This is a genomic window from Fluviispira sanaruensis (genome assembly GCF_004295685.1).
In the GTDB taxonomy this organism is placed as follows: Bacteria; Bdellovibrionota_B; Oligoflexia; order Silvanigrellales; family Silvanigrellaceae; genus Silvanigrella; species Silvanigrella sanaruensis.
Map to the genome: position 1 here is coordinate 2,788,670 of NZ_AP019368.1, position 25,964 is coordinate 2,814,633.

The 25,964-nt window shown below is 31.0% G+C and carries 11 protein-coding genes; 3 read left to right on the plus strand and 8 right to left on the minus strand.

Annotated elements, in window-relative coordinates:
* Positions 1-92: 92 nt before the first annotated feature.
* A complete protein-coding gene (locus EZS29_RS11755; protein WP_130610839.1) occupies positions 93-13,292 on the minus strand; it encodes a non-ribosomal peptide synthetase in 13,200 nt (4,399 codons plus the stop codon).
* A gap of 454 nt (positions 13,293-13,746) precedes the next feature.
* Between EZS29_RS11755 and EZS29_RS11760 the strand changes: the two genes are divergently transcribed.
* Both EZS29_RS11760 and EZS29_RS11765 read left to right on the plus strand, forming a co-directional pair.
* Positions 13,747-14,892, plus strand: a complete 1,146-nt coding sequence (locus EZS29_RS11760; protein WP_130610842.1) for an NAD(P)/FAD-dependent oxidoreductase — start codon at positions 13,747-13,749, stop codon at positions 14,890-14,892.
* Positions 14,893-15,108: 216 nt separating this feature from the next.
* Positions 15,109-16,962, plus strand: a complete 1,854-nt coding sequence (locus EZS29_RS11765; protein ID WP_130610846.1) for a hypothetical protein — start codon at positions 15,109-15,111, stop codon at positions 16,960-16,962.
* A gap of 167 nt (positions 16,963-17,129) precedes the next feature.
* Here EZS29_RS11765 and EZS29_RS11770 read toward each other — a convergent pair whose 3' ends face one another.
* The 7 genes from EZS29_RS11770 to rocD all read right to left on the minus strand — a co-directional run bounded on the left by EZS29_RS11770 (position 17,130) and on the right by rocD (position 25,443).
* Entirely contained in the window at positions 17,130-17,423 is a 294-nt protein-coding gene (locus tag EZS29_RS11770; RefSeq protein ID WP_130610849.1) for a hypothetical protein, read from the minus strand.
* Positions 17,424-17,515: 92 nt separating this feature from the next.
* A complete protein-coding gene (locus EZS29_RS11775; RefSeq protein ID WP_130610853.1) occupies positions 17,516-19,105 on the minus strand; it encodes a hypothetical protein in 1,590 nt (529 codons plus the stop codon).
* A gap of 96 nt (positions 19,106-19,201) precedes the next feature.
* On the minus strand, positions 19,202-21,166 hold the full coding sequence (locus EZS29_RS11780) for a hypothetical protein (RefSeq protein WP_130610856.1): 1,965 nt from the start codon (positions 21,164-21,166) through the stop codon (positions 19,202-19,204).
* Between the two features lie 234 nt (positions 21,167-21,400).
* Positions 21,401-21,541, minus strand: a complete 141-nt coding sequence (locus EZS29_RS15985; RefSeq protein ID WP_172603922.1) for a hypothetical protein — start codon at positions 21,539-21,541, stop codon at positions 21,401-21,403.
* Positions 21,542-21,559: 18 nt separating this feature from the next.
* Positions 21,560-22,042 carry a hypothetical protein gene (locus EZS29_RS11785; RefSeq protein WP_130610859.1) on the minus strand — a complete coding sequence of 161 codons (483 nt, stop codon included), beginning with the start codon at positions 22,040-22,042 and terminating at the stop codon, positions 21,560-21,562.
* A 188-nt stretch (positions 22,043-22,230) separates the two neighbouring features.
* Complete coding sequence (rho, locus tag EZS29_RS11790; protein WP_425460369.1) at positions 22,231-23,646, minus strand: transcription termination factor Rho; 1,416 nt, start codon at positions 23,644-23,646, stop codon at positions 22,231-22,233.
* A gap of 552 nt (positions 23,647-24,198) precedes the next feature.
* Entirely contained in the window at positions 24,199-25,443 is a 1,245-nt protein-coding gene (gene rocD, locus EZS29_RS11795; RefSeq protein WP_130610862.1) for an ornithine--oxo-acid transaminase, read from the minus strand.
* A 111-nt stretch (positions 25,444-25,554) separates the two neighbouring features.
* On the opposite strand from rocD, the gene EZS29_RS11800 reads away from it, so the two are divergent.
* Positions 25,555-25,959 carry a dihydroneopterin aldolase gene (locus EZS29_RS11800; protein ID WP_130610865.1) on the plus strand — a complete coding sequence of 135 codons (405 nt, stop codon included), beginning with the start codon at positions 25,555-25,557 and terminating at the stop codon, positions 25,957-25,959.
* Positions 25,960-25,964: the final 5 nt, after the last annotated feature.

A 25,964-nucleotide genomic window follows, 5' to 3' on the forward strand; every position in this document is an offset into this window, starting at 1 on the left:
CTTTTTAAGCTGCTACAAAGCTGAAATTTCATTAACCAAAAGAATCCTATGTTTCTTTCATTTGAGTAGCAGCTGTGCTGGGTACAAAGGGGTTACAACCCACAAAATCTCTTCATTTCGTCAATTATCAATTTCTCTTCTTGTATAATAGAAAGATGAGTTGCATCATGAGCACAAACCATTTTAAACTGCTTCTTATCATAAATAACATTATGAATGTTATTCTCTTTTAAATCAGTTAAATATTTTAATACCATATTAACTTTTTCATTTGCAGAGCTTTTTTTGTACTTCATTGCTTTAAACAATAAAATTTTTGAATATTTTAAAGTTGAGCTGATTTTTTTATCTAAATAACTATTTTCAATATCATAATTTTCCACGACTCTATCAAAATCTTTTAAATTAACTTCATCAGAAGTATATTCTATAAATGCATCTAAATTTAATTTATTATTTACTAAAAATTCGTCATAATAAAACGAATCTAACAAATAAATATTAATTTCCTTAATATCTCTTTTTTCTAATATACTTGCTATTTCCAAAGCAATATAACCACCAAGAGACCAACCAAACAAATGATATTCTTTTTGTTTGGTCTGGCTCATTATCTTTTCAATTTTTCTAAGATAGTATTCAGCTAAAACATAAAAATCCTTAATTTTATTTTCATGAAAAATATTAAAGTACTCTACCCCATAACACTGAAAATCATTACTTAATGCAGAAGATAATTCAGAATATACTTCACAACTAGTTCTTGCAGGATGAATCATAAATAGATCTTTTTTATTGACTGCCTCATTCAGCTTTAAAATTGGATTATAATCATAATTTTCAAATATTTTATCCCCATAAATAACCTCATAATTGGCTTGTGAACGTTGAACCTCTAAACAATGGTTAATATTTTCTATTAAAGCATTATGAAAAGCATGGCCCAAATCTTCAGTTGTTTTTTTATTAACACCAGTTTCTATAAAGAAGGATAATTCACCATCTATAACAACTCCATTTGCCGAAATATAATTGTTTTTTAAATTCATTGAATACATAGATAATCCACTTTCTTCATTAACGATTTTCCAAGCACGCTTTCCATTTTCTTGTGGAAGATCACTTTTGAATTGTCCAAGATAATTAAAACTGATACTTGGTAAATCATCTGGAGAATAGTCGTGCAAAGCACCAAATCCGATTCCATTGTTTGGAACTTTATTTAAAGTATCTTTTACATTATTTATTTGCTTAGCAAGATCATTATTTGATTCAAAAATTACAGGATACATGCTTGTAAACCAGCCAATAGTTCTAGTAACATCACAACTAGAATCAATCTCTTCTCTTCCATGTCCTTCAATCAATATACAATGCATAGAGGCACCCATTAATTGCTTTAATGCTGAAATAAAGCTTGAAAGAAGAATCTCATTAATTTGAGTTCTATACGTTTTATGACAATCTACTAACAATTTCTGGGTCATATTATAATCAAGTTTTATTTCAATTTTATTTCTTATTCCATTTGGATCCATATATTTTTTAAATTCATTAGTGATTAGTGAATTTGCTTCTTTAATCCTAAACAAAACTTCATTCCAATAAACTTTTTCGCTTTTGTTCAAAAGTTTGTATTCTTCAATACATTGACTCCATTGTCTATAACTTGTTCCTTTGGTACATAAATTTTTATTATCATATAATGCTTGCAAGTCTTCTACTATTATACGCCAGCTTACAGAATCAACAAGTAAATGATGCAGAGCAACAAATACTCTTGTGCTTTTATCTGCAAAACCATGAATAAAGCCAAAAGCATACATTGGACCTTGTTCAAAATTAAAATCATCTTGCCATGATGTAAATATTTGATTAAGTTTTTCTTTAAATTTAATACTATTTTGATCTTCATTTAAATTTAAAATATCTAAATTTTTAATCTCTATTTTAGGTGCATCACTATCATAATACTGAGTCCATTTGTTTTCACAATTTTTAAACCGAAGTCTAAATGAATCATGATACTCAACTAACTTATAAATTGATTCCTTTAATTTCATAAAATTTATATCAGGTGTTTTTATAAGAAAAGAATGATTCCAATGCTCTTTCTTAGCAATTTCATTTACAAAAAACCACTTTTGTATAGGCATTAATGGAACCAATCCAGAAAGTATTCCTTGTTCGCTTATTTTAGGTATATTATTATTTTTTTGTTTATTTTGCATAAAAATAACTATTGAGGAAATAGTTTTGTATTTAAAAATATCTTTAACACTTATTTCAACATTCAGTTTATTGCGCATACTCGCTACAATCTGAATGCAAATAATACTATCACCACCTAAGCTAAAAAAATTATCTTGGAGGCCAATAGAACTATTTGGTAAGCCTAAAATACTTTCCCAAATACTACAAATATTTTTTTCCAGTTCAGTAATCGGAGCAATATAATTTTTATTATTTGTAAAAATAGGAGCAGGAAGAGCTTTTACATCTAATTTCCCATTAAAGTTTAACGGCAATTTATCGAGTGGTATATAAAATTTTGGTACCATATAATCTGGTAATTTTTCAGAAAGATAACGAACTAAAATTTGTTCAGAAATTTGATTTTCAGGGACATAATAACAAACTAAAATTTTATTATGGTTAGTTTCGGTACATTTATGCTCAGACTCCTTAACTATAACAGCTGCATGCTTTACACCCTGAAAACTTAAAACAGCGCTTTCGATTTCTGCAAGTTCTATCCGAAATCCATTAATTTTTACTTGACTGTCATTACGCCCTATGTATTCTAAATTTCCATTTGTTAATAACTTGACCAAATCGCCTGTTTTATAAATCCGTGAATTGACACAAGCTAGCTCTTCTTCATGTGTCTGGTATGGATTATTTAAATATTTTTCAGCTGTTAATTTATCTTTATTTAAATATCCACGACTTACACCAAGACCACCAATATAAAGCTCTCCTACTGCTCCAATAGGTAATAAATTTAAATTTGCATCTAAAACATATCCTCGAGCATTTGCTACTAATTTTCCAATCCAGTTTGCTTCGTAAGAATTTTTATAATTGTGAGCACAGCACATAACAGTAATTTCAGTCGGTCCATAACCATTAATAACTCTTTTATTTTTATATAAATATGCTTGAATAATTTCCTTAGGAGTTTTTTCTCCACCAACAACAAGTACATCTAAATTTAATATTTCAATTCTATCTAATAGAGCAGGAGGCATCACCGCAAATTGAATTTTATTTTCACTTATATATTTTGATAATAAATTAAAATCTTTACGAGTTTCATTATTCACTATAAATAAACAATTTCCTTGAAAAATACATGAACTTAATTCCAAAATATTCGCATCAAAAACATAATTTATAAAAAATAGACAATTAATAAATTTATTTCCAAATTCTTGAGAAATAAATTTTCGCTGATATGCAATAAGATTTGCAAAACTGTTGTGTTCAACGAGTACTCCCTTAGGTTTTCCAGTTGTGCCGGAAGTATATATCACATAAGCGAGATGATGGCTTCGAGTTTGAGTAATAATATTATTGCTGCTTTGGAGTAAGATCTCTTTTTCAGTTTTTTTAGAATCTACAAAAATAATTTTAATATCCAGTTTTGAATTTTCTATAACACTAAGTATGTTATTATCATAATTTAATAAATTTCTATATTTATCATTTGCTATTAATATTTTAGTATTAGTATCTTCTAATATAAATTGCATTCTTTCCGTTGGAAAGTCAGGATCAATAGGAACATAAGCCGCTCCTGCTTTTAACACAGCTAGAATACTTATTAACATGTATTCATTTCTTTCCAAACATAAAGCAATAAAACAATCGGGCATTATTTTATAATTTTCTCTTAGATAGTTTGCCAATTTATTAGCTCGCTGATTTAATTCCAAATATGTGAGTTTATTGCCATCTGCTACAATTGCAATATTGGAAGGGGTTTTTTCAACTTGCTCTTCAAAAATTTGAGATATTGTCTTATTTTTATCATAATATTCATAAGGATTTTTCCAGGATTCAGAAATCTTTTGGAAATGATCATTTGTTAAATAATTAATTTGCTTTAATCTAAATTCTTTATTTAAGTAAATAGTATTTAGTAAAGAAAATTCTGATAATATTTTTTTATATACAGATAAATAATTATCAATTGTTTCTTCATGAAAAAGGCTTGTAGCATAGTTTATACATATTAAAAAGCTCCCGAAAGAGTCGTCAATAAAAAGACTTAAATCAAATTTAGCCGGACTATACAAACTATTTAAAATAAAATCACATTCTTGTAAATTATAAAATAGATTTTCAGTTTCCTTTTCATTGAAATTTGAATGCTGCATACCAAATAGTGCTTGAAATAAAGGATGTTTACCTTGATCACGATTAGGAGCAAGTTCCTTTAAGAGCATTTCAAACGGTAAATCCTGATATGTTTGAGCTTCAATCACTTCACGGCCCACTTTTTTAATAAAATCAACCAAATTATACTCAGGATCTAAATATGCTCTCTGTACAAATGTGTTTACAAAAAATCCTATTAGATTTGAAAATTTATTATAATGACGATTAGAAATTGGCGAGCCAACAATTATATCTTTCTGACCACTATAACAACTTAACAATAAATAAAATGCAGAAAGGAATAAACTATAAAGGGATACGTCCAATCTTTTTGCAAGTTTTTTTAATTCATTTGATAAATTTTCATCAATTTGTAAATAAACATTTTTCCCATTATAATCAATTTGGGATGGTCTTTGTTTATCAATAGGAAGCTCTAATGCTTCATAACAAGAAAGCTTATTTTTCCAATATTCCAACTGTCTCTCTAAAATATCACCTCTGATAAAGTCTCTTTGCCAATGAGCAAAGTCCTTATACTGAAATTCTAATAATGGGATTTTATCTAATAAATTTGCTCTTTCAATTTTACTCTCATAGTAATCATATAAAGCGATAATTTCTTTTAAAAATATTCCAACGGACCAGCCGTCAAAAGCAATATGGTGTACAACAATATTTAAATAATTATTTTTTATATTATCATTTTCGAGAACATTAAACAATGAAATACGAATAGGTATATCTTTAGAAAGATTAAATGTAAAATTTATTTCATTTTTCAAGAGATATTCAAACTCATTTCTTGAAGTACAATCAATTTTATTTACCGTAAATAAATAACCTTCTTCAAACAATACATTTTGATATGTTTTTCCATCTTCAGACTCTATAATTACAGTCCTTAAAATCTCATGCCTGGAAATAATTTCCTTTAATGATAGTATTATAGAATTAACATTCACATTGGGTTTGATCTTATAAAGCATTGGAATATTATAGCTATTTATATTTTCGCTAATTTTTTCAATAAACCATAAACGTTCTTGAGCAAATGAAAGAACTTGATTCTCAAGTTTTGAATCATTAAATTTATGAATTATAATATCAGCGTTATTTTCAAATTTATTATCACTTAATAAATTATTTATATTTTTACAATCTAAAATATTTTTTAAGGAAATATTTATTTCTAATTTTCTATTCAACTGATTTACAAGTTTAATTGCAAGTATGCTATTTCCACCTAAGCTGAAAAAATCATCTTTAATTCCAACAGTACCTTTTGGTAAACTCAAAACCTCTTCCCAAATCAAACACATTTTATTTTCGATATCATTTCTTGGAGCCAAATAACTTTCATTCTCTTTCAATTTTGCATCTGGAAGAGATTTATAATCAAGCTTTCCATTAACAGTTAAAGGAAGTTTATTTAAATGAATAAAAATACTCGGAATCATATAATCAGGAAGCTTTTTTGAAAGATGAAGAGAGAGTTCTGATTCATTCACTTCTTTATCAGAAACATAATAACAAACTATTATTTTACTTGAATTTTGTTTGCTAAGCTCTTTTGCTAATAATGCAACATGCTTTATATTTTGAAAACCAATGAGAGCATTTTCAATTTCTCCCAACTCTATTCGATGACCTCGAATTTTAACTTGAGAATCATTTCGACCTAAGTACTCAAGATCACCTGTTTCTAGTAAACGAACTAGGTCTCCTGTTTTATATAATTTATTATTTATATTTTCTTTTTTTTCAAGTTCTGTTTGAAATGGATTATCTATAAACTTTTCACATGTTAAAATTTTATTATTTAAATATCCTTCAGCTACATATATCCCACCAATATAAAGTTCACCTGTAGCATAAATTGGCAGGACTTGAAGGTTTTTATTTAAAACATAAATTTTGCACTGATCAAAGGCTTTACCGATGAATGATCGATTTGAATTTATTTTAAGTTCTAAACTATCTGATGAAAATTTTTTAAGAGTCACTTCACCTGTCTCAGTTGGGCCATAGTAATTATAAAATGTTTTTCCTTTTGTTAAATACTTTTTAAGTGTTGTAAGTTCAATAGCTTCCCCACTAAGCATAACTTTATTTAATGATGTGAGTTGATTTATATCCACTTCTTCAAAAAACACTTTAAACTGTGAAGGTGCAAAATGGCACATACTTATATTATATTTTTTTATAATTGACTCAATTTCTTGAATATTAAAAGTTTGTTCTGAAATATAAAGCTTTATTCCTGAAATGAGTGCACAAAAAATATCCGAAAATGAAACATCAAAAATAATATTTGTTTTAAATAAATATGAATCATCTTGAGTGATTTCAGCTTGATTGATCATATATAAAATACGATTGATACAACTATCCTGACCCATCATGACACCTTTAGGTCTCCCAGTAGTACCAGATGTATAGAGTAAATAAGCTAAATTATTATTACTCGTAATTTCAAATGGGTTTTCCTTTTTCTGCATAGATATATCATAAATTATATCCTTTGAATCAATACAAATAGATTTTTTAGGATAAATAATTTCTATAGGTAATGAGTTTTCTTGATCAACCAGCACTAGAGTTGGCTTAGCGTCTTCTAAAATATATTGAATGCGATCATTTGGAAGATTTGGATCAATTGGTAAATAGGCTTTGCCAAGCTTTAAAATTGCAAGAATTGCTACGATTATTTTTTCACTTCGGTTTAAGCATATAGCAATAAAAATATTATCATTAATTTCAAATTTATCTTTTATAAAATGAGCTAACTGATTAGCCATTTCATTTAGCTCATTATAACTAAATTTTTTATCCTTATATATAAGAGCTACACTATTTTTAAATATTGAAACTTTTTCTTCAAAAATACTTGCTAATGTCTGCTTATGCAGTTTTTTATTCTCTGTTTTATTCCAATCATATACAATTTTATTAAATTGATTATCACTCATAAATTTTAGCAAATGACTTTCAATGAATGGATTATTTATAATTTGATTTATTATTTCTTTAACTACTGAAATTAAATTATGAATGGTTATTTCTTTAAATAACTCACCAGCATATTTAATTTTGAAATTAATAGAATAACCTTTCTCATAGACCATTGCAGTTAATGGATAGTCAAGCTTTTCAAAAATATCATCCATTCTTACTTTAATATTAATTCTATTTTCAAATTCTTTTGGTGTTACATTTGGATAATTTTCATAAACAAAAATATTATTAAATAGTCTTTGTCCATTATTATTAATTTCCGATAAATTTACATTGCTTCTTGAATTTATTTCATTAATCTGTTCTTGAATTTCTCTAATACAATCTATAACCTTCTTATTATATGAGTTTTTATGATCAACATAAATAGGTAATGTATTTATTAAAAGCCCGACAGCATTTTCAATTCCATCTATAGGAAGATTTCTTCCTGAAACCGTCACTCCTACAGTAGTTTGTTCACTATTAGCATAAAGACTGAGAGCTTTATGCCATGAAAATTGGAAAACAGAATTTAAATTTATTGAATTATTTTGACACATTTCCTTTAGATTTAAATAATCTTCACCATCTATAGAAAATGAATACTCCTTCGGACACTGTATATAACTATAACTGTTACATGATATATTTTGCTCTTTTGCTTCATCTGTCATTAGAGCGCATAAGTCTAGATGGTCTTCAATTTTTGAAATATATTCTTTCCAGTAATCCCTATTCTCATTTTTTTTGGTCATTATATACTTTTGAATTTCACTATATTTCTTATCTTGATTCAAATTGATTAATTTATTATCTATTAAATTCAAATATACCGAATGCACATAGTTTAATAAAATTGAGTTACTCCATCCATCTAAAATTGCATGATGGTTGCTAAACAAACAGATATATTTATTATCATTAAATTTAATCAAGTAAATTCGACTTAATTTCCCTTCTTTTAAATCATATCTTTTTAATCTATCATTTACTTGTAGTTTTTTTAAAAAATTATCTTTATTCTGCTCGTTTAAATCATAGCTTAAATCAATATAATTCCATTGTAATTCTGAGTCTTTTTCTATTATTTGAATAATTTCTTCTTCCCATGCAAAACGTAAACGAAGGTTTTCGTATTTTTGTACAGAAATTTCCCATGCCTTTTTTAATTTATCTATTTGTATATCATTTTTATATTCCCAAACAATTTGCTCCATATATGCATCATCTTTATCTCCTTGTTTTATAGAATGATACACAAACCCTTGCTGCAAACTATTAGCAAATAATACATCCTCAATCTCATTTTCATTCTGTAATTGATTTAAATATTTTTGACTTATTATATTATCAATATCACTACTAGTCAGGTATGTTCTATTTATATTTTTTGTAAAATTTACCAGTTCTTCGATTGACTCTTCGAAGTAACTACAAAGTTTTTTAGTAGATTCATTGCTAAATTGAGTTTCAATAATAAAAAAATAGATATCATTATAAACACCACAATTAACAGTAATAAAATTTTTATCTATATTTAAATTATGAATAGATCTCCCGCTATTTTCTATAGAAATTTGCCAATCTTTATTTTCAGACAATGATTTACGGCTTGAGTTATCAATCTTTCCTAAATAATTAAAGCTTATAAGTGGAAAATTATTTGAATGATAATTATAGAATGAACCAAAACCAACGCCATTAGCAGGTACATTCCTTAATTGCTCTTTTGTTAAAATTATTTGCTTTTTATAATCACTATTACTAGATAAACAGATTGGGTACATAGTCGTAAACCAACCTATTGTATTGTTAATATCAATTTCATCTTCTAAATCTTCTCTACCGTGATTTTCAAGTGCAACATATGGATTCGTAATATTTGTTAGCTTTGTAATTGCAAGAGAAAATGCTGATAATAGAATATCATTTATTTTAGTTTTAAATGTTTTATGACATGAATGTAATAAATTATGAGATAAATCTTTTGAAAGTTTAAATTCTTCTCTATGATTCTTAGAGTCAGATGAAATAAGTTTTGATAAAATTTGATTTTGTATTGAATTAACGCTATTGAAATCTAAAACTACTTTATCCCAATATTGCCTTTCTTCAGCATGAAATTTATGATAACTATTAATGTATTCAGTCCACTGCCTATAGCTTGTTGCTTTTTTAGCTAATTCTTTTCCATTGTAAAGAGAGTGCAGATCTTCTTTTATAATTCTCCAACTAACAGTATCAATTATTAGATGGTGAGCAGCAACAAACACTCTAGCGCTGCCATCTTTGTAACCTTCAATATACCCAAATGAATATAAGGGTGAATTTTCAATTGAAAATTCACCCTGCCAGCTTGTTAATATTTTATCTAGCTTTCTAGAGAATAAATCACTTTCTTCATATTCTGACAATGTTGTAATATCTAAATATTTTAAAACCACTTGTTGATGCTCAATACTGTAAAATTGTTTCCAATTATCTTCATTTTTATAATAATTGAAGCGAAATGCATCATGATGTTCTATCAATTTATTAATAGAACTTTCTAACTTTATTATATCTAATTTTTCTGTAATTATGAGAAAAGATTGATTCCAATGATGAGCATTTGGAAATTCGTTAGAAAAAAACCATTTTTGTATAGGCAACAGTTGAGATTCTCCTATTAACAGCCCTTGTTCATTTTTTACATTTATCAATTTATCATTGCTTAATATTTTATTAGCTAATATTTGAGCAATTTTTTCAACATTTTTGTATTTAAAAATTTCTTTCACGCTAAGAGAAATTCCATATCTATTACGTAAACGAGCGACAATTTGGATACTAACAATACTATCTCCACCAATTCGAAAAAAATCATCACGAATGCCAACACTATCTTTTGGTAAACCAAAAACTTCTTCCCATATAGAGCAAATTTTATATTCAAGATCGTTATTTGGCTTTATGTATTTTTCATTAATAAATAAATTCTCTTTAGGTAGAGCATTTTTATCTATTTTTCCACTTGAATTTATAGGTATTTCCTTGATAGGAATAAAAAAATGTGGAATCATGTATTCTGGAATTTTTTCAGACAAAAATTGAAATAATTCATTCCCATCTATTTTATTTTTAGAAATATAGTAGCATACTAATTTTTTATTAACAGAATCACTGTTCAAATCGTCAAGGCTTTTAGAAATAACAATTGCATTAATAATTTCACTATGAGCTAGGAGTGTATTCTCAATTTCACCAAGTTCAATTCTAAATCCACGAATTTTAACTTGAAAATCATTTCTGCCAACATATTCAATATTTCCATCAGGTAAATAACGTGCTAGATCTCCAGTTCTATAAACGCGTGAATTTTTATTATTAAATTTTTCATCTTCTGATTGGAACGGATTTTTTATAAATTTTTCTTTAGTTAAATCATTTCTATTTAAATAGCCTCGAGCTAAATTTTCTCCACCAATGAATAATTCTCCTATTGCTCCAATCGGCATAGGTGATAAGTCTGAATCTAAAATATAGCCTTTATTATTATACGTTGGTTTACCTATAATATTAACTTCATTTGCATTATTATAATGATAAATACTAAATTCAATAGTAGATTCTGTTGGTCCGTAGGCGTTTAACACAGTTATTCCATTATTTAGATATTTATCAACAATTTCCTTATTAATTTTATCTCCTGCGACGGCAAGTAATTTCAGTTTTATAATATTTTCTTTGTTTAAAATGACGGGAGGTAAAACAGCAAAATCTATTTTATTAGCACTTATATATTCTGATAATATATTAATATCATTTCGCATTTCTTCGCCAACAAGATGCAAACAATGCCCATTTAAAATACTTATACATAATTCCCATACATGAGCATCAAAAATATAGTTAGCATATGCTAGTGTATTTATATATGAATTTTCAATATATAAATGAATTGTTTTAGCTCTTTCATTTGCTATATTTACCACTCCTTTGTGCTCTATTAAAACTCCTTTTGGTTTTCCTGTAGTACCAGAGGTATAAATGACATAGGCTAAATTATTTTCTGTAATATCAATTGATGGGTTTATGTCTTTTTGGTTTTGCAACTTCCACTCTAATTCAGATGAATCTAGAGAGATTAATTTCAAAACAGATAGATAATTTTTAATTTCAGAATTGAAGCAAAGTAAATTTTCTTCAATTCTTTTATTTGTTAAAATTAATTCCAATTTTGTATCTTCAAGAATATATTGAATTCTTTCTTTTGGGTATTTTGGATCAATAGGTACGTAAGCACATCCTGCTTTAAGAGTTCCTAATATACCAATATACATGTATTCACTTCGATCCAGGCAAAGACCAATCATTGTTTCTGGTTTTAAATTAAAATTAGCTAAAAGATAATTAGCTAACTGATTAGATTTTTTATTTAATTCATAATAACTTAGAGAATTTTTTCCATAAACCAAAGCTTTTTGCGAAGGATTCTTTTCTACAAAATCTTCAAACCTTTGAATAATTGTTTGCTCAATCGATTTTGTATTTTCGAAACTATTCCAATTATTTATAATTTTATTATAGTCATTTTTATTCAAAGCAGAATATTTTTTTATATAGTTTTTATTTAATTCTTTATTATTGTATAATAAATCATTCACCACTTCGTAATAAATATATTGGTAAGTTTCAATAAATTTCTTAATTAATTCTTGAGAAATGATTTTATTCTTATAATCTATTCTAAAATTTATTCCTTGACTTGTTGTTTCTATTTCGAAAATAAATTCGATTGTTAACGCAATATTTGAATTTTCCATAATTATTGATTTTATTCCGTCAATTTCTAATAATATATTTTGAAAATTTGCGCTTGAGAAACTTACATTAGTTAAATTTTTCTTGGTTTTTGAAATAAGTTCTTGTATAGGGAAATAGTTATTTCTAATTTTTTCATCCTTCACAGATTTTAAAAATAATTTGGATTCATCAATAATTTCTTCGACTGTAATGTCATCATGAAAATTGAATGGTAGTAAATTAATGTTTACATTTGCTCCAAATATTAAATCAGCCCCTTCCTTAATAGAAACCGGGTAAGAAATGCAAAAGTTTTTCTGCTTAGTATACTTAAAAATAGTTATTGCAAAAATAATTTTAGAAAATAGATATGGAGTTATAACATATTTCTTTTTGATTTCATACATTTTTGAAAAAATCTCTTTATTTAAAGAAAATTTAATTTCACTGATTCCAAAGTATTCTTGGATACTTCTTTCAATTTCTAGACTAGACTTTTCTTTTAAGCGCGGGTCTTTTAAAAATGAAGTGTCTATCGATTCACATTCTAATATATTTTTTTTCCAGAAATTTAAATAAGACTCTTTGTTTAAATTAAGTTCGTTATATAATTTGCCAGAGGTATTTAAAATATTTTCATATTGGCTTGATAAAGAAAATTTATTATCTATATTTTCTGAGTTATAATATTTGATAATTTCGTTATAGTATTCTTTTGTGGACGCACCATCAACTAAGGCATGTTGAACCACATTAATAAATCTATATTTGTTATCCTTTATTTTAAATATTCCATATCTATATAAGGGCCCTTTTTCAAGATCAAACGGTTTCTCAATAAATGTATAAATATCATAATTATTATGAATTTCTTCAAAATATTCTAATTCAGAAATTTCATTATTCTTCACCCAATAGAACTCTCCATTATTTTCTTCTATGTGGGAGTTTATAATATAGTACTCTGAAATAAATTTTTTAATACTTTTCCTTAATTTATAAATATCCAAATTTCCTTCAAGTACCTGATCAAGAACCATGTGATAATCAGTACGAGATGGATCTAGTTTCCATTCAAAATAAAATGTTTTTTGAAAAGGAGTTATTCTTACTTCTCTATTCATAATTATTGTCCTTATTATATAAAGATTTATTTAAAATAAAATCTTGTAATTTTTTAATTAATATTTTCATATAGATCAGTTCCAAACAATTTTCAAGTTATGTGAGTGAGAGTTTATTTTATCTTAAAAAATTTAAAGTAACGAAGGAATCTTTAGAAAAAGGCTTGAAATTATACATAGAGTAGTACTCAGACATTGTCATATCAAAGAAATGCGAAACAATAATATAAATTTTATTGATAACAATAAAAATGCATTTTTATATTGCATAAATATCTTGAATTTATTCAAGATATTTATGTTGCCAAGCTCAAATTTGTAAGTATAATGTCTGAAAATTTAGTTTCACCTGCTATTCTCTTCTTTCATTAGTAAGAGAAGGCTGTCCGCTCAGGTATTTAGGTTTATAAAATTTTTCAGTCATAAAGTGATTTTAAGCAAGTGGAGACAAAAAATGAATAAAGAAGTTTTTCATAGTGACATTGCTATTATCGGTGCAGGTGCTGTTGGCTTATCTTTAGCAGCAAATCTTGCAAAAAAATACCCACAAAAATCTGTTGCACTCCTTGAACGACATGATGGTTTTGGTAGGGAAATATCTTCACGTAATAGTGAGGTTATTCATGCTGGAATTTACTATGGCAAAGAATCACTGAAAGCAAAATACTGTTTAAAAGGAAAGGATTTATTATATAATTTTTGTCGAGAATATTCAATTCCACATATTAAGTGCGGCAAATATATTGTCAGTTCATCTGAAGAGCAAAATGATGCTTTATTTGAAATACAAAAAAATGCTGCTGAGAATGGAGTCTCGCTTGAATTGTTATCAGAAAAGCAACTGAGCAAGGAAACAAAATTAAGTCATTTTAAAAATGCTCTTTATTCGCCTGAAACAGGAATTTTTGATAGTCACAAATATATGCAAACGCTTGAAAGAATGGCACAGGAAAAAAACGTATTTCTTGCATATAAAAACTCTTTTAATAAAATTCTGGACATTAACAATGATGAGATTATATTTGAAGCTTATGATGAAAAACAAAATTACTTCTACATGAAGTGTCAATATTTTATAAATGCAGGAGGACTCTCCTCTGCCAAAATTGCCAATCAGTTTTATCCTCACGAAATTTATAAAAACAAAGCCTGTCGAGGACGTTATTACTCATTATCATCAAAATACAATAATTATTTTGATAAGCTTATTTATCCCATTCCCGATAATGACTGTGTTGGAATACATACAACCAATGAGCTCGATGGCAAAGTTAAACTCGGGCCCGACTCCGATTGGACATTTGCTGAGACATATGAAGCAAGTGACCCAAGCCTCTGCCAATTCTTTGCTAAGGAAGATGATGTGAAAGAACTCTTTTTTACTGAAGGTAAGAAATTAATTCCGTCACTTACTTTAAATGATTTGACACAGAATTATATTGGCGTACGACCTAAACTATTTATAGAAAATCAACCAGAAGAAGATTTTAAAATCTTAAAGATTATAAATGGCAACACCCAAGCCATCCATTTGCTGGGTATTGAATCCCCAGGACTCACTTCTTCGTTAGCGATTGGGGATGATATTAAATTAGAATAGAACTCCCATTTATTTAAATGATGATATTTTAATCAAAAAAAACCAATTTATTATTAATATTATAAAATCATTGATTTTTATATATAATTTTATTTATTTTATAAAATATATTTGATTTTTACTTTATTTTGCATTATATAAAAAATGCCATGGCAAAATTAATTTTTCTTATAATTAAAAGTTATTTATTTAACTTAAATAAGGGATTTCATATTTATGCCAACTTTAAAATATTTATTTATACAATACTTTGCCCGAATAATTGCCATTAAAAAAGGCAAAGAAAAATTAATCTTCTGCTTTTCTATCCTCACTCTTCACTCATTTTCAGTCAGAGCAAACGAAATATCTGCGAATATTCCAGAACGTGTTTACAGATCCACACCCAGTAAGCCAGATAAAGTTTTTTCACAGGGTTTTCAGCGCTCACGGAATGAGCATACAGATTTATCAAGACATATTAATGGTGAAACTCAAGATGCTAGCGGCTTGATCAGTACAACATCAAGCATACAATATGCTTTTGATTATGCCGAAAGTTATGCTATGGGATGGTGGCGTGTTTCAGAGTTTTTTGTCTATGAAATTATTCCTGACGAAAATTTTGTCAGCGTCAGCAACACTTATTATCGAACTCTCCGTAACGAAACAGAAAGTGCTGCAAGAACTCAACTTGTGGAACAGCAATATACTTTTACGCGAGAAGATGAATACAGCGCTCTTTTTACGATTCCTCCAGAAAGAGTTATTGCGGCAACTCGCTTTGAATTTGATCGTGCTCTTAGAAGATTTACCCAACGCGAGAGAATCATAAATACGATTACCCGCGAGAATGAACACTCTCCACAATTGCAGGCAGCCATTCATCCAAACACATATTCTTTAGGAACTTTAGGAAATAGACAGTTTACTTATAACGGTATTTCATCGGGTTTCGCTTGCGTTGAACATACACAATCCTCTTCTTTCTCGATGAGAAAAAAAAGAAGCGCAATTAAAAACAGAATCTGTCCTTTGACACAGCTTCAGGTATTAGAAGCTCTCGAAGAGCCAGAAAAATTCTTAACAAGAAAATCTTTAAAAATTGCAGCTTCTGTTGATGGATATACTTACTGTCTTACAACTTATGAAAATTATATTTACTTAGATTATAAATGCAAAACGCCTCAAAAATGGAACTATACAGAGTTTGGTCAATTTATTTCAGAAATCAATGATGGAAAAAACCAGCAATACTATTGTATGACTGCACCACAAGATGATTCCGCCGAAGATTATGCAAGAATGCAAATTTGCGATCTTAATAACGACAAACAAATATGGAAAATTAAAAAAACTGAAAATGGTAATTCATTGATCTTTTCCTCAAATGGTTATGTTCTTTCAAGCTATAAAGAATATGCATATCTTAGAAAAAACTTTAAGGAAAACATGGCCATTAAATTAATGAATGCAAGCATGTTAAAAGAAAAACAAGCCAATGCACTCATACAATTTTCTGTAGATCCCCTGCAAATAAAAGATAAATATATTTTATATCCAACTTCAAATGGAAATGCTTATTTAGAAGTTGCAAGTTCACTTGTAAATTATACAAACTATTATAACGCTCACAATAACGCTTTATTCTCAAGTTATGGAAATAAAAATGCAGGACCTCAGGTTTGCTATTTTTCCTCTTTGTTAAGAGAAGGAGGAACTTCATGGGGCTGGGTGAAAGATGAATATTGTTCAACAAAAGGAAAAATGAAGAATGAACTCAGATGGATATTTGGCAAAAATGCAGTTACTCATAACGCCTATTCTTTATATGATATTGCTGACAATATCCTTCGTATAGATGATATCACTGGTTCAAAAAATAGATATTACGCATACACTGCTTTTAAATATTGGCCTGATAGTGATTCATTTGTAGAATTTTTTAATCTTACAGATATTCCTAAACTATATGCTGATACTTATAATAGTTCAGACTTATTTAATCCCAGCAAAGAACAAAGGTTATCATATGCATTTTCTGTGATCAAAGAAAAATATAAAACAAAAATTCATAAATTATTGGACTAGTTTTTTTGATCACTTAAAAAATTTCACTTACCAATAATAAATCATAAACTTATTTTCACTGAAATTATATTGACTAAATTTAACATATTTTGTAATAAAATTTTATGGAATTAAAATAAGGAAATAAATATGAACTTAGCAATTGATTTTTCTAAAACTGCACAAGATTATGCAAAACATCGAGTTGGTTTTCCAAGTGCACTGATTGCCCGATTAAAGCCTTTTTCCATTGGGATAAAGGGACAAAATGTATTAGATATTGGGACATCACTTACACCCACACTAATAACGTAACCAATGCTATCTCCACTGAACTCCCTACCATTATAAACTTTTCCTTTCACTGCACTGATGGCGAATTCATGGACAAAAGGCAATTCACAAACCGATGGAGCTTCAACAAATTTTCCACATTCAGGTTTTAATAAAAAGAAACCTGTATAAATTTTAGGTTTCGCCAAATATTTTTTCTCAAATACCTGTTCAGCTTTAAGCTCCTTATTATCCGCAAATATAAATTAAAGAAAAAAATATATGGGTTACCAATTTTCTATTAATTTCTATTTTTTGATTTTGCGCCTGAACTTGGACTTGCAGCGCTATAAAATAAAAAGGAATAATCGGACGCAAACGGAGCTGTGCTACTCTTATTTGAATTAACTTGTTTATTATTTTTTAATTGCAATAAATGCAGAATTTCGTTTGAAACTGATTTTAATTTATTTGCATTTGAACTTTGACTGCTTGGCATCTTTAAACTTGCATTTTGGTGACAAAATAAACAGGTTTTTGTTTGCTGAAAGTATGTTTCTAAGGTCGTATTTGCAACAGTCGTATTGGCAGGATCGGGTTGTTGATTACCATCTGGTAAAGGAATTCTTGCCCCAGGCTCAATCACTTCAGGACTGTTTGCCCAGACAACATTGACCAATTGGTAATTCAGAAATACGGAATTTGGATTAGCTTGTGCAATTACATTTTTCTGAACCCATGCATTCAAACCAGCAACGTTATTAGTAGAATCACTTGGAATAGGAGTTAAACGGACAACTTGTATAGGTGCATCATAAGGATCTTTAGGATAATTTGGGAAATAGGGATTTTGTGGAGTCGCACTTGCTGGTTGTGCATTTGGAGCACATTGATAATGATCTGTTTTTGGATCACAGTTTAAATTATAAAAAGTATACCAAGCAAGCATATTCTGTTTATTTGCATTGGGTGCATTGTTTATATGTTCAAACGTTGCCCAAATAAATTGGGGAGAGCGTTTGGTTTTATGAATAATATGCAAGCCCGTCAGCCCTACTGTCACTTCTTTAGGATTTTTTTCGTTTGGATAACTTACAATAGCTTTAGAAATTTTATAATAAGGCCAGGTTTTTGGATCAGGGAGTTCAACCCACGAAGCTTTTAATTCTATCGCACCTATCTTTCCATATTGTGAAAAAGTTGCTGAACCGTCGGGTAAGTTTATACCTTGAGTCGTAACAAATTTTTGTTGAACTTGTGCATTATAAAGTTGATTATCATTGATATAATTAAACTCATCTTGATTCACCCGTATTTCATACAACGCAAGTTTTCCTGCTTGTGAAGTTATCCATGAATTATTTGTTCCGGCTTGCCCAAATTCATTTAAATTTAACACTTCCGCATTATTTGCTGCTTTAGAAATGGAAGCCATGACTTTAAAACCATGCTTGGAAGTTTTTGCCATTGATTTTAATTTACTCTTCCATTGCTGAGGCAATGCCTGTTGACTGCACCAAGGAGCGGGTTTCTGTGCCTGAGCCAAGAATATTTCAGCGGCTTCTTTATATGTTTCCCACACAACAGGTGCTGTATTATTCGCTTTGCCAAAATCACTCGCTTTTACAGAATTATCTGCAGCACATGTACTTGTATCTGCAACCCAATTTAAAGCAAGAAATTGTTGCCAAGCAAAACAGTTTGCATTTGCTTGGGAGTTTGGCACCCCCATATCGGTAGGAATTGTAGAATTTAATTGTGGAGGCGCTGAGCAATTTCCAGGCACACTTCCTTGAGCGTATGCTTTAAATGATAAAAAATTATTTGAGGATAATATATAAGAAAAAATGAATACTAATAAAACGTTTATTCGTAAATAATAAATTTTCATTAATTTATTTCTCCTCAAAAATTAAAACTAAAAAAATATTAATTTGGACAAATTTTCTCACATATTTTTATTTATTCTTTTAAAAATTTTAGAGCGTCATGAAGGGAAAACATATATATATCCTGGTCCTGTCACGGCGGGGGGCATACCTGTTCCTGGATTATTGACTTGAATTCCATATAGTCCTGGAGTTGTATTTTTATCAATATTAACCGTTAAAGTAAGCATATTAAACACACTCGGGTATGAATTCCCTGGTGCAGCATAAGTCACATCTTGCAATCCTGCTTTTTGATCGACCGTAATAGCAATTCCTGAATTTGGCGCAGCAACCACTGTTGGCAGTGAATTTCCAGCCCCTTTAACGGCAGTAGAACAAATCAAGACCATTCTTAATCCCTGATCACCTTGCTTAACAGGAACAGGCACAATGACGGAATTCGTTGCGAGAGACATAGGGATATTGACTGGATTTGGAATTTTTGTTCCGTAATATGCATTCCAAATTGACTGATACACCATTTGCACTGGTTGCACTTGCGCCGGTGGTAGTTTTGCATCTTCAGTCGGATTGCTTAAGTTAACAGCGCAACTCACAGGTTCTAAATCTTTTGCGGGAAGACCACGCGCGAATAAACCAACATGATACGTTTGGGCAATTTGCCCAGCCCACTGAATAGGTGATGTCACTCCGCCTGAAGTGATTTTTATATCACCAATGGTTTTTGTCACACCCGCTGCGATCCATTTCGCAGGTATTTGAAAGACAGCATGGAGAATAAAATTCCCATTAAAAGGCTGATTGGTTACAGGATCAATTAACATTTCATGGCCACGCACAACTTGCCAGCAATCCGCTACGCTAGCACCTTTCGGGAGTTTGGGATCATCAAATAATTGATAATTACTGAAGTCTGGCTTCTGAATATATAAACCAATGGGATTGGCGAGAGAGACTCTTGCAGCTGGAGTGCCTCCTACCACTTGATTAACGGATTGACCGATAAAAGGATCGCTGTTGCGAAAGGATTGCCCATACTGACTGCAACAAATAAGGGCTTGAGGATTTACATTTCCAACGTTTCTTTGCACAGTGGCCGCTCCTGCCAATCCCACTTCTGTTTGCAGTGTATTTGGCGAACTTGTGAGGTGCATGGCACCGCCCGAAGCCGCGCTTCCACGCACAGACAGCGGCCCAGAGTTCCATTTATTTAACGGGTTATATGCTGGCTTTTGAGTAAAGGGATCGATAACAGGATTTCCAGAAATTGGATCGCGCAAATAAAGTTCTTCAACCTTCACACTGATATTATTTGGACTGTTTGTTGGTAAACCAAAATTAAGAGTTTCTTCATATTTTTTTGCCACTGTGTTGGGGTCAACACTCCATAGCGTGTACCAGTATTCTGGATTTTCACAGACAAAATCAACCCGGGTGATTTTCCCTGCGCTATTGCGTGTGACACTCCATTCACTGTATTCATCTTGCCAACCTCTCGGACCGTAGGGGCCATAAGCTTGCAATTCGCCTTTCCAATTCGGATTTGGACATAAATTAACAGGTATTTGTGGAAAAGAATGCCGAGCACCAGAACTATCTGTGTAATAACCAGTGTCTGCTAATTCAAACAATTTTTGTTGATCTAAATTATAAGGATTGGTCTCTGGATTATTTTTACCAAGAAAATAAAGAATTCGACGAGGAAAAGCGACCCAAGTGACTGGCAAAGCTGCTGTACCAGCAGGAATATCTGTTGTTGCTAAATTGTAATAATAAGATTGAGGTGGAGATGAAATAAACTTTCCTGTGTTATCAAGATAACCTTGATTCCAAGGATCGCCTGCGATGGATTGCTCTGTAAATGCATTGGCATTTAAATTCCATTTAAAATTGAGATCCACCTGAGCACTACCTGTTAAATCTTGAATAAAGGCAGGTGTGGAAAAGGGTGTATACGTAATTTTGTTACTTTTTGCTGTTCCTTTTGTTTTCTTTTCTACTGTTTCATTTTTAGTGCTTTTCTGAGTCATTTTTTGGGTCTTATTTGAACCGCTAACCATAAAAATTCTCCATCCTTTTTTAAAATTAATACTTACTTGTTCCTAAAAGTGGCATTAAAATTTGTTAATATAAAATCGTATAATATAAGAAATTTAAAGTCTCATAATGTCAATTTTTTAACTTATTACCTGAGGATTCAATACTCTTCAATTTAAAATAGATGATCTGATTTATAGTGAACTCATTAGGTCTGTTTAATAATTTGAGAATTTCACAGATACGAAGGATAATTGCTATGACTTATAGATTTTTATGCCAATTGGATTATTAAAACCTGTTCCTGACGATATACAATTATTTAAAGTACCAATTTCACTCACTTCACTAATGTAAATAGGTCCTTTATAAATTTTAATATCTGTTGGATTTACCAAACAACTTCCTGATCTTACTCATGAACATAACATACCATTTTCATTTTGCTTACAAACACTCACTGAACTACATACAGCATTCGCTATGAGTGCATACCCTTTATTAAAAACAATGCCGTTTGGTATTGAAAACTCACCACCTCCCGCATTTGCGCATAAAGGTAACTGACCATTATAACTTGCAGGACAAAATACAATAGTATAATTATTATTTGTTACATATAAATTATTAAAATAATCAAAATCGATGCCACTTGGATTATTAATACTATTTCCAGTATTTTTACACTCAGAGAGTGAACCATCGCTTTTGACTACACATGAAGTCACTATAGAGTTTGAATATTTAGATATATAGGCATATGTTATATTCTGACTTGCAGTTATCTTTTTACTCATCTCTTCTATTTCTTTTTTAAAAGAAAAAACATTATTACTAAAAATTACCGTAAAAACAAAGAACGCAATATATAATATTATTTTACTAAGAAAATACATCATATAAAACCTCCAAGTTTTTTTAATAAATTCTACTTTCTTTATTGTAAATTCAATAAAAGTCTCCCTTAAGTACTTCATTAAAAGTTAAAAAAATTATTTATTTTGAAAATAATATTTTTAAAACAAAAAAAAGAGCCTTAATTAAATTAAGACTCTTTTCAAATACAGATTATTTAATTAACAAACGATTAACCGTTCATGCTGTTAAGGAAATCATCGTTGGTTTCACAACGTTCAAACCTTTGGAGTAAGAACTCCATAGATTCAATCGGTGACATAGGATGAAGAACCTTGCGGAGAACCCACAAGCGATTGAGAGTTTCTCTACCGAGAAGAAGATCTTCACGACGGGTTGCACTTTTGTTGATGTCGATAGCAGGAAACACACGGCGTTCTGCTAAGCGGCGATCGAGTACAAGCTCCATGTTACCTGTCCCTTTGAATTCTTCGAAAATAACTTCGTCCATACGGCTGCCCGTATCGATCAATGCTGTTGCAATAATGGTAAGGCTTCCACCTTCTTCCACATTACGCGCAGCACCGAAGAATCTTTTTGGTTTGTGTAACGCGTTGGCATCCACACCACCTGTTAAGATTTTTCCACTCGGTGGCACTACGCTGTTGTAAGCACGGGCAAGGCGCGTGATTGAGTCAAGCAAAATCACAACATCTTTTTTGTGTTCTACAAGGCGTTTCGCTTTTTCAATGACCATTTCTGCTACTTGCACATGGCGTTGCGCAGGTTCATCGAAAGTACTGCTGACAACTTCTCCACGCACAGAACGTTCCATGTCCGTAACTTCTTCCGGACGCTCATCAATAAGCAAAACAATGAGAACAGCTTCGGGATGGTTTTGTGCAATGGAATTCGCAATATTTTGTAAAAGAATTGTTTTACCGGTCTTTGGTGGCGCCACAATAAGAGCACGCTGTCCTTTACCAATAGGCGCAAAGAGATCGATAAGACGTGTGCTATAAACTTGAGGATCGTGTTCAAGTTTAAAACGGAAGTCAGGGTGAATGGTTGTTAAGTTATCGAATAATATTTTCTCACCTGTGAAGTCAGGTGTTTCACCATTCACAGATTCAACTTTTAACAAGGCAAAATAACGCTCATTGTCCTTTGGTGGACGGATTTGTCCAGAAACGGTATCGCCCGTGCGCAGGTTAAAGCGACGGATTTGCGAAGGAGAGACATAGATGTCATCTGGCCCAGGTAAATAATTATAGTCAGGTGCTCTTAAGAAACCAAAACCATCGGGTAAGGTTTCAAGCACACCTTCAGAATAAACAACACCATTGCGCACAGCTTGTGCTTCGAGCAAAGCAAATACGAGATCTTGCTTTCTTAAGTTTGCAGCTCCGTCAATGCCCATTTCTTTTGCCATATGGACAAGGTCACTGATGTGTTTTTCTTTGAGTTCCTTAAGATTCATAACAGGAACTTCAGAGTTAAATTCAGGCTCTTTTTCATCACCGCTCACAACTGGACGAGGATTTTCTGATCTTCTGCCCATGTTTGGATTGCGATTCAAGGGTTGAGAAAAATTGTTTTGTCCTTGAAAAGAACGATTTTGATGCGGAGCACTTCCACTCTGCTGCATAGCAGGAGAAGCAGGGTGACTGGTTGAGCCTCCTCCTGCGTTCATAGAAGCTTGAGGAGAACCCATTCTATTTGGGGGAGGCGCATTCATACCAAACGGACGTGGTGAAAAGGAAGCTGCCGAAGAGCCCATTGAAGAGTTTGAAGAGTTTGAAGATGACATGCTCGGATTATTTGGAGAAGAAGGAGCATTGGATGAGTCTTTTGACCGCGTAAAGATACGACGTGAAGGCGTATAAGTAGAAATCCCTTCAGAATCCGAACTATCATTCGAATTTGCAGAAGTGTTGTTGTTCTCGCTGAAAAGATTGTTTTCATCGGGCGTTCTACGAATGTATCTTCTTGTTGTCGTTGTATTTGTTGTACGTTTACGGGATGAAGGTGACTCATTATCGAAGTCATCATTATTTTTGTCATCTGCCATGCTGAATGATTCCAAAAGAAAAAAAGTTGAAGGGAAAAATAAGAAGGGATTTTGGCTGGTTGCGCCATTTTAACGGACGGCTATGAAAGCACATATTTTTATAACAACCAACACTGCAAATGTCAAATCTTATTTTTTGTTCCACTCATCCTGAGTTTTAGAAAAAACTTCGGTGATTGTTTTTAAAGCGAAATCTAAACTTGACTCCTGAATAATTAACGGAGGAGCAAAGCGAATGGTAACGTCGTGTGTTTCTTTTGCCAGTATACCTCTTTCTTGTAAAAGTTCACTGTAAAAACGTCCATGTCCAGCATCTTTTTGAATTTCGATGGCATTAAGCAGACCTTTTCCACGCACTTCTTTCACAACATGAGATGGTAGGGAGGACAGAGTTTTTCTAAATTTTTCACCAAGTTTATATGCTCTTTGAGAGAGATCTTCTTCAACAATTATATCCATAGCTGTTTGTGAAAGAGCGCATGCAAGAGAGTTCCCACCAAAAGTTGAGCCATGATCGCCTGGTTTCAACACACCAATGACATCTTTGGAACCAACGACCGCTGAAATAGGATAAAATGCTCCGCCGAGTGCCTTTCCAAGAATAAGCATATCAGGATGGCAATCCTCGTATTGATGGGCGAAAAGCTTGCCCGTTCTCCCCATACCTGTTTGAATTTCATCTGCAATACATAAAATATTATTCTTTTTACATATAGAGCTAATTTTAGATAAGTATCCCTCTGGTGGAATGATAATGCCAGCCTCGCCTTGAATCGGCTCAAACAGAAAACCGACTGTATTTGGTGTGATTGCTTTTTCTAGGGCTTCGGCATCGCCGAAAGGGACTGCGCGAAAGCCACCACAAAAAGGGCCAAACTCTTGTTTGTACTGCAATTCACTTGAAAAGCTGACGATTGTTGATGTGCGACCGTGAAAGTTATGATCGCAGACGATGATTTCAGCGCTGTTTAACGGGATTTTCTTAACGACATAACCCCATTTACGCGCTATTTTAATAGCTGTTTCAACAGCTTCTGCTCCAGTGTTCATAGGCAATGCCATATCCATAGAGCACATTTCTGTGATCTGTTTGAGCCAAGGCCCCATTTGGTCGTTGTGAAAAGCACGGGAAGTCAAAGTGATTTTTTGCGATTGATCCATAAGAGTTTTTTGTAAACGTGGATGACAGTGCCCCTGATTGACAGCACTGTAAGCACTCAACATGTCCAAATATTTTTTCCCATCGATATCCCATACCCATTCACCAAAGCCTTTTGTCAGAACAACTTCTAGTGGATGATAATTGTGCGCACCATATTTATTTGCCAAATCTATATATTTTTTTGCTGACTCTGAACTCTTTGGGTTTGTCATAAGGTCACCTTTGTTCTATGTGATGCTGTGGATAAAAAAGAGAAACAAAAACATTGGATCTTTTTTATATCTTTGTTTCTCGCTTATCGCCAAAAAATTGAGGAATAAAAAATGAGCGCATTTCCCCACAACAATAAGCTACTAAAAAAACAAGAATTCTGTTGGATACACATAACTGACCTAAGAGTTTTTCTTTACTTAGGAGCCAACCAATATGAAGAGAAAATTGGGCAAAATTTGCGACTTGATGTCTCTCTCAAAATTCAACTCAACGATACCAATGATAAGCTTGAAAATACGGTCGATTATAGCTATGTGTGCGAATATATCACAGAAAAGATAAAAGAACTAAATAAAATTAAACTACTTGAGTTTCTTGCAGAACAGCTGCTCAATTCCATCGGCAGTAAATTTCCAAAAATTGCAGCGGCTCGAATTGCCATTGAAAAAGGCTATGTCCCTCTGCACAACTTTACCGGTAAAATAAAAATAGAAGCCGAAAAAGAATTTTATTAAAAAAA

Excerpts from the sequence above, each read along its gene's own strand:
- EZS29_RS11755 (WP_130610839.1), bottom strand. The coding sequence starts at position 13,292 with ATGAATAGAGAAGTAAGAATAACTCCTTTTCAAAAAACATTTTATTTT.
- EZS29_RS11760 (WP_130610842.1), top strand. The coding sequence starts at position 13,747 with ATGAATAAAGAAGTTTTTCATAGTGACATTGCTATTATCGGTGCAGGT.
- EZS29_RS11765 (WP_130610846.1), top strand. The coding sequence starts at position 15,109 with ATGCCAACTTTAAAATATTTATTTATACAATACTTTGCCCGAATAATT.
- EZS29_RS11775 (WP_130610853.1), bottom strand. The coding sequence starts at position 19,105 with ATGAAAATTTATTATTTACGAATAAACGTTTTATTAGTATTCATTTTT.
- EZS29_RS11780 (WP_130610856.1), bottom strand. The coding sequence starts at position 21,166 with ATGGTTAGCGGTTCAAATAAGACCCAAAAAATGACTCAGAAAAGCACT.
- EZS29_RS11785 (WP_130610859.1), bottom strand. The coding sequence starts at position 22,042 with ATGATGTATTTTCTTAGTAAAATAATATTATATATTGCGTTCTTTGTT.
- rho (WP_425460369.1), bottom strand. The coding sequence starts at position 23,646 with ATGCAGCAGAGTGGAAGTGCTCCGCATCAAAATCGTTCTTTTCAAGGA.
- rocD (WP_130610862.1), bottom strand. The coding sequence starts at position 25,443 with ATGACAAACCCAAAGAGTTCAGAGTCAGCAAAAAAATATATAGATTTG.
- EZS29_RS11800 (WP_130610865.1), top strand. The coding sequence starts at position 25,555 with ATGAGCGCATTTCCCCACAACAATAAGCTACTAAAAAAACAAGAATTC.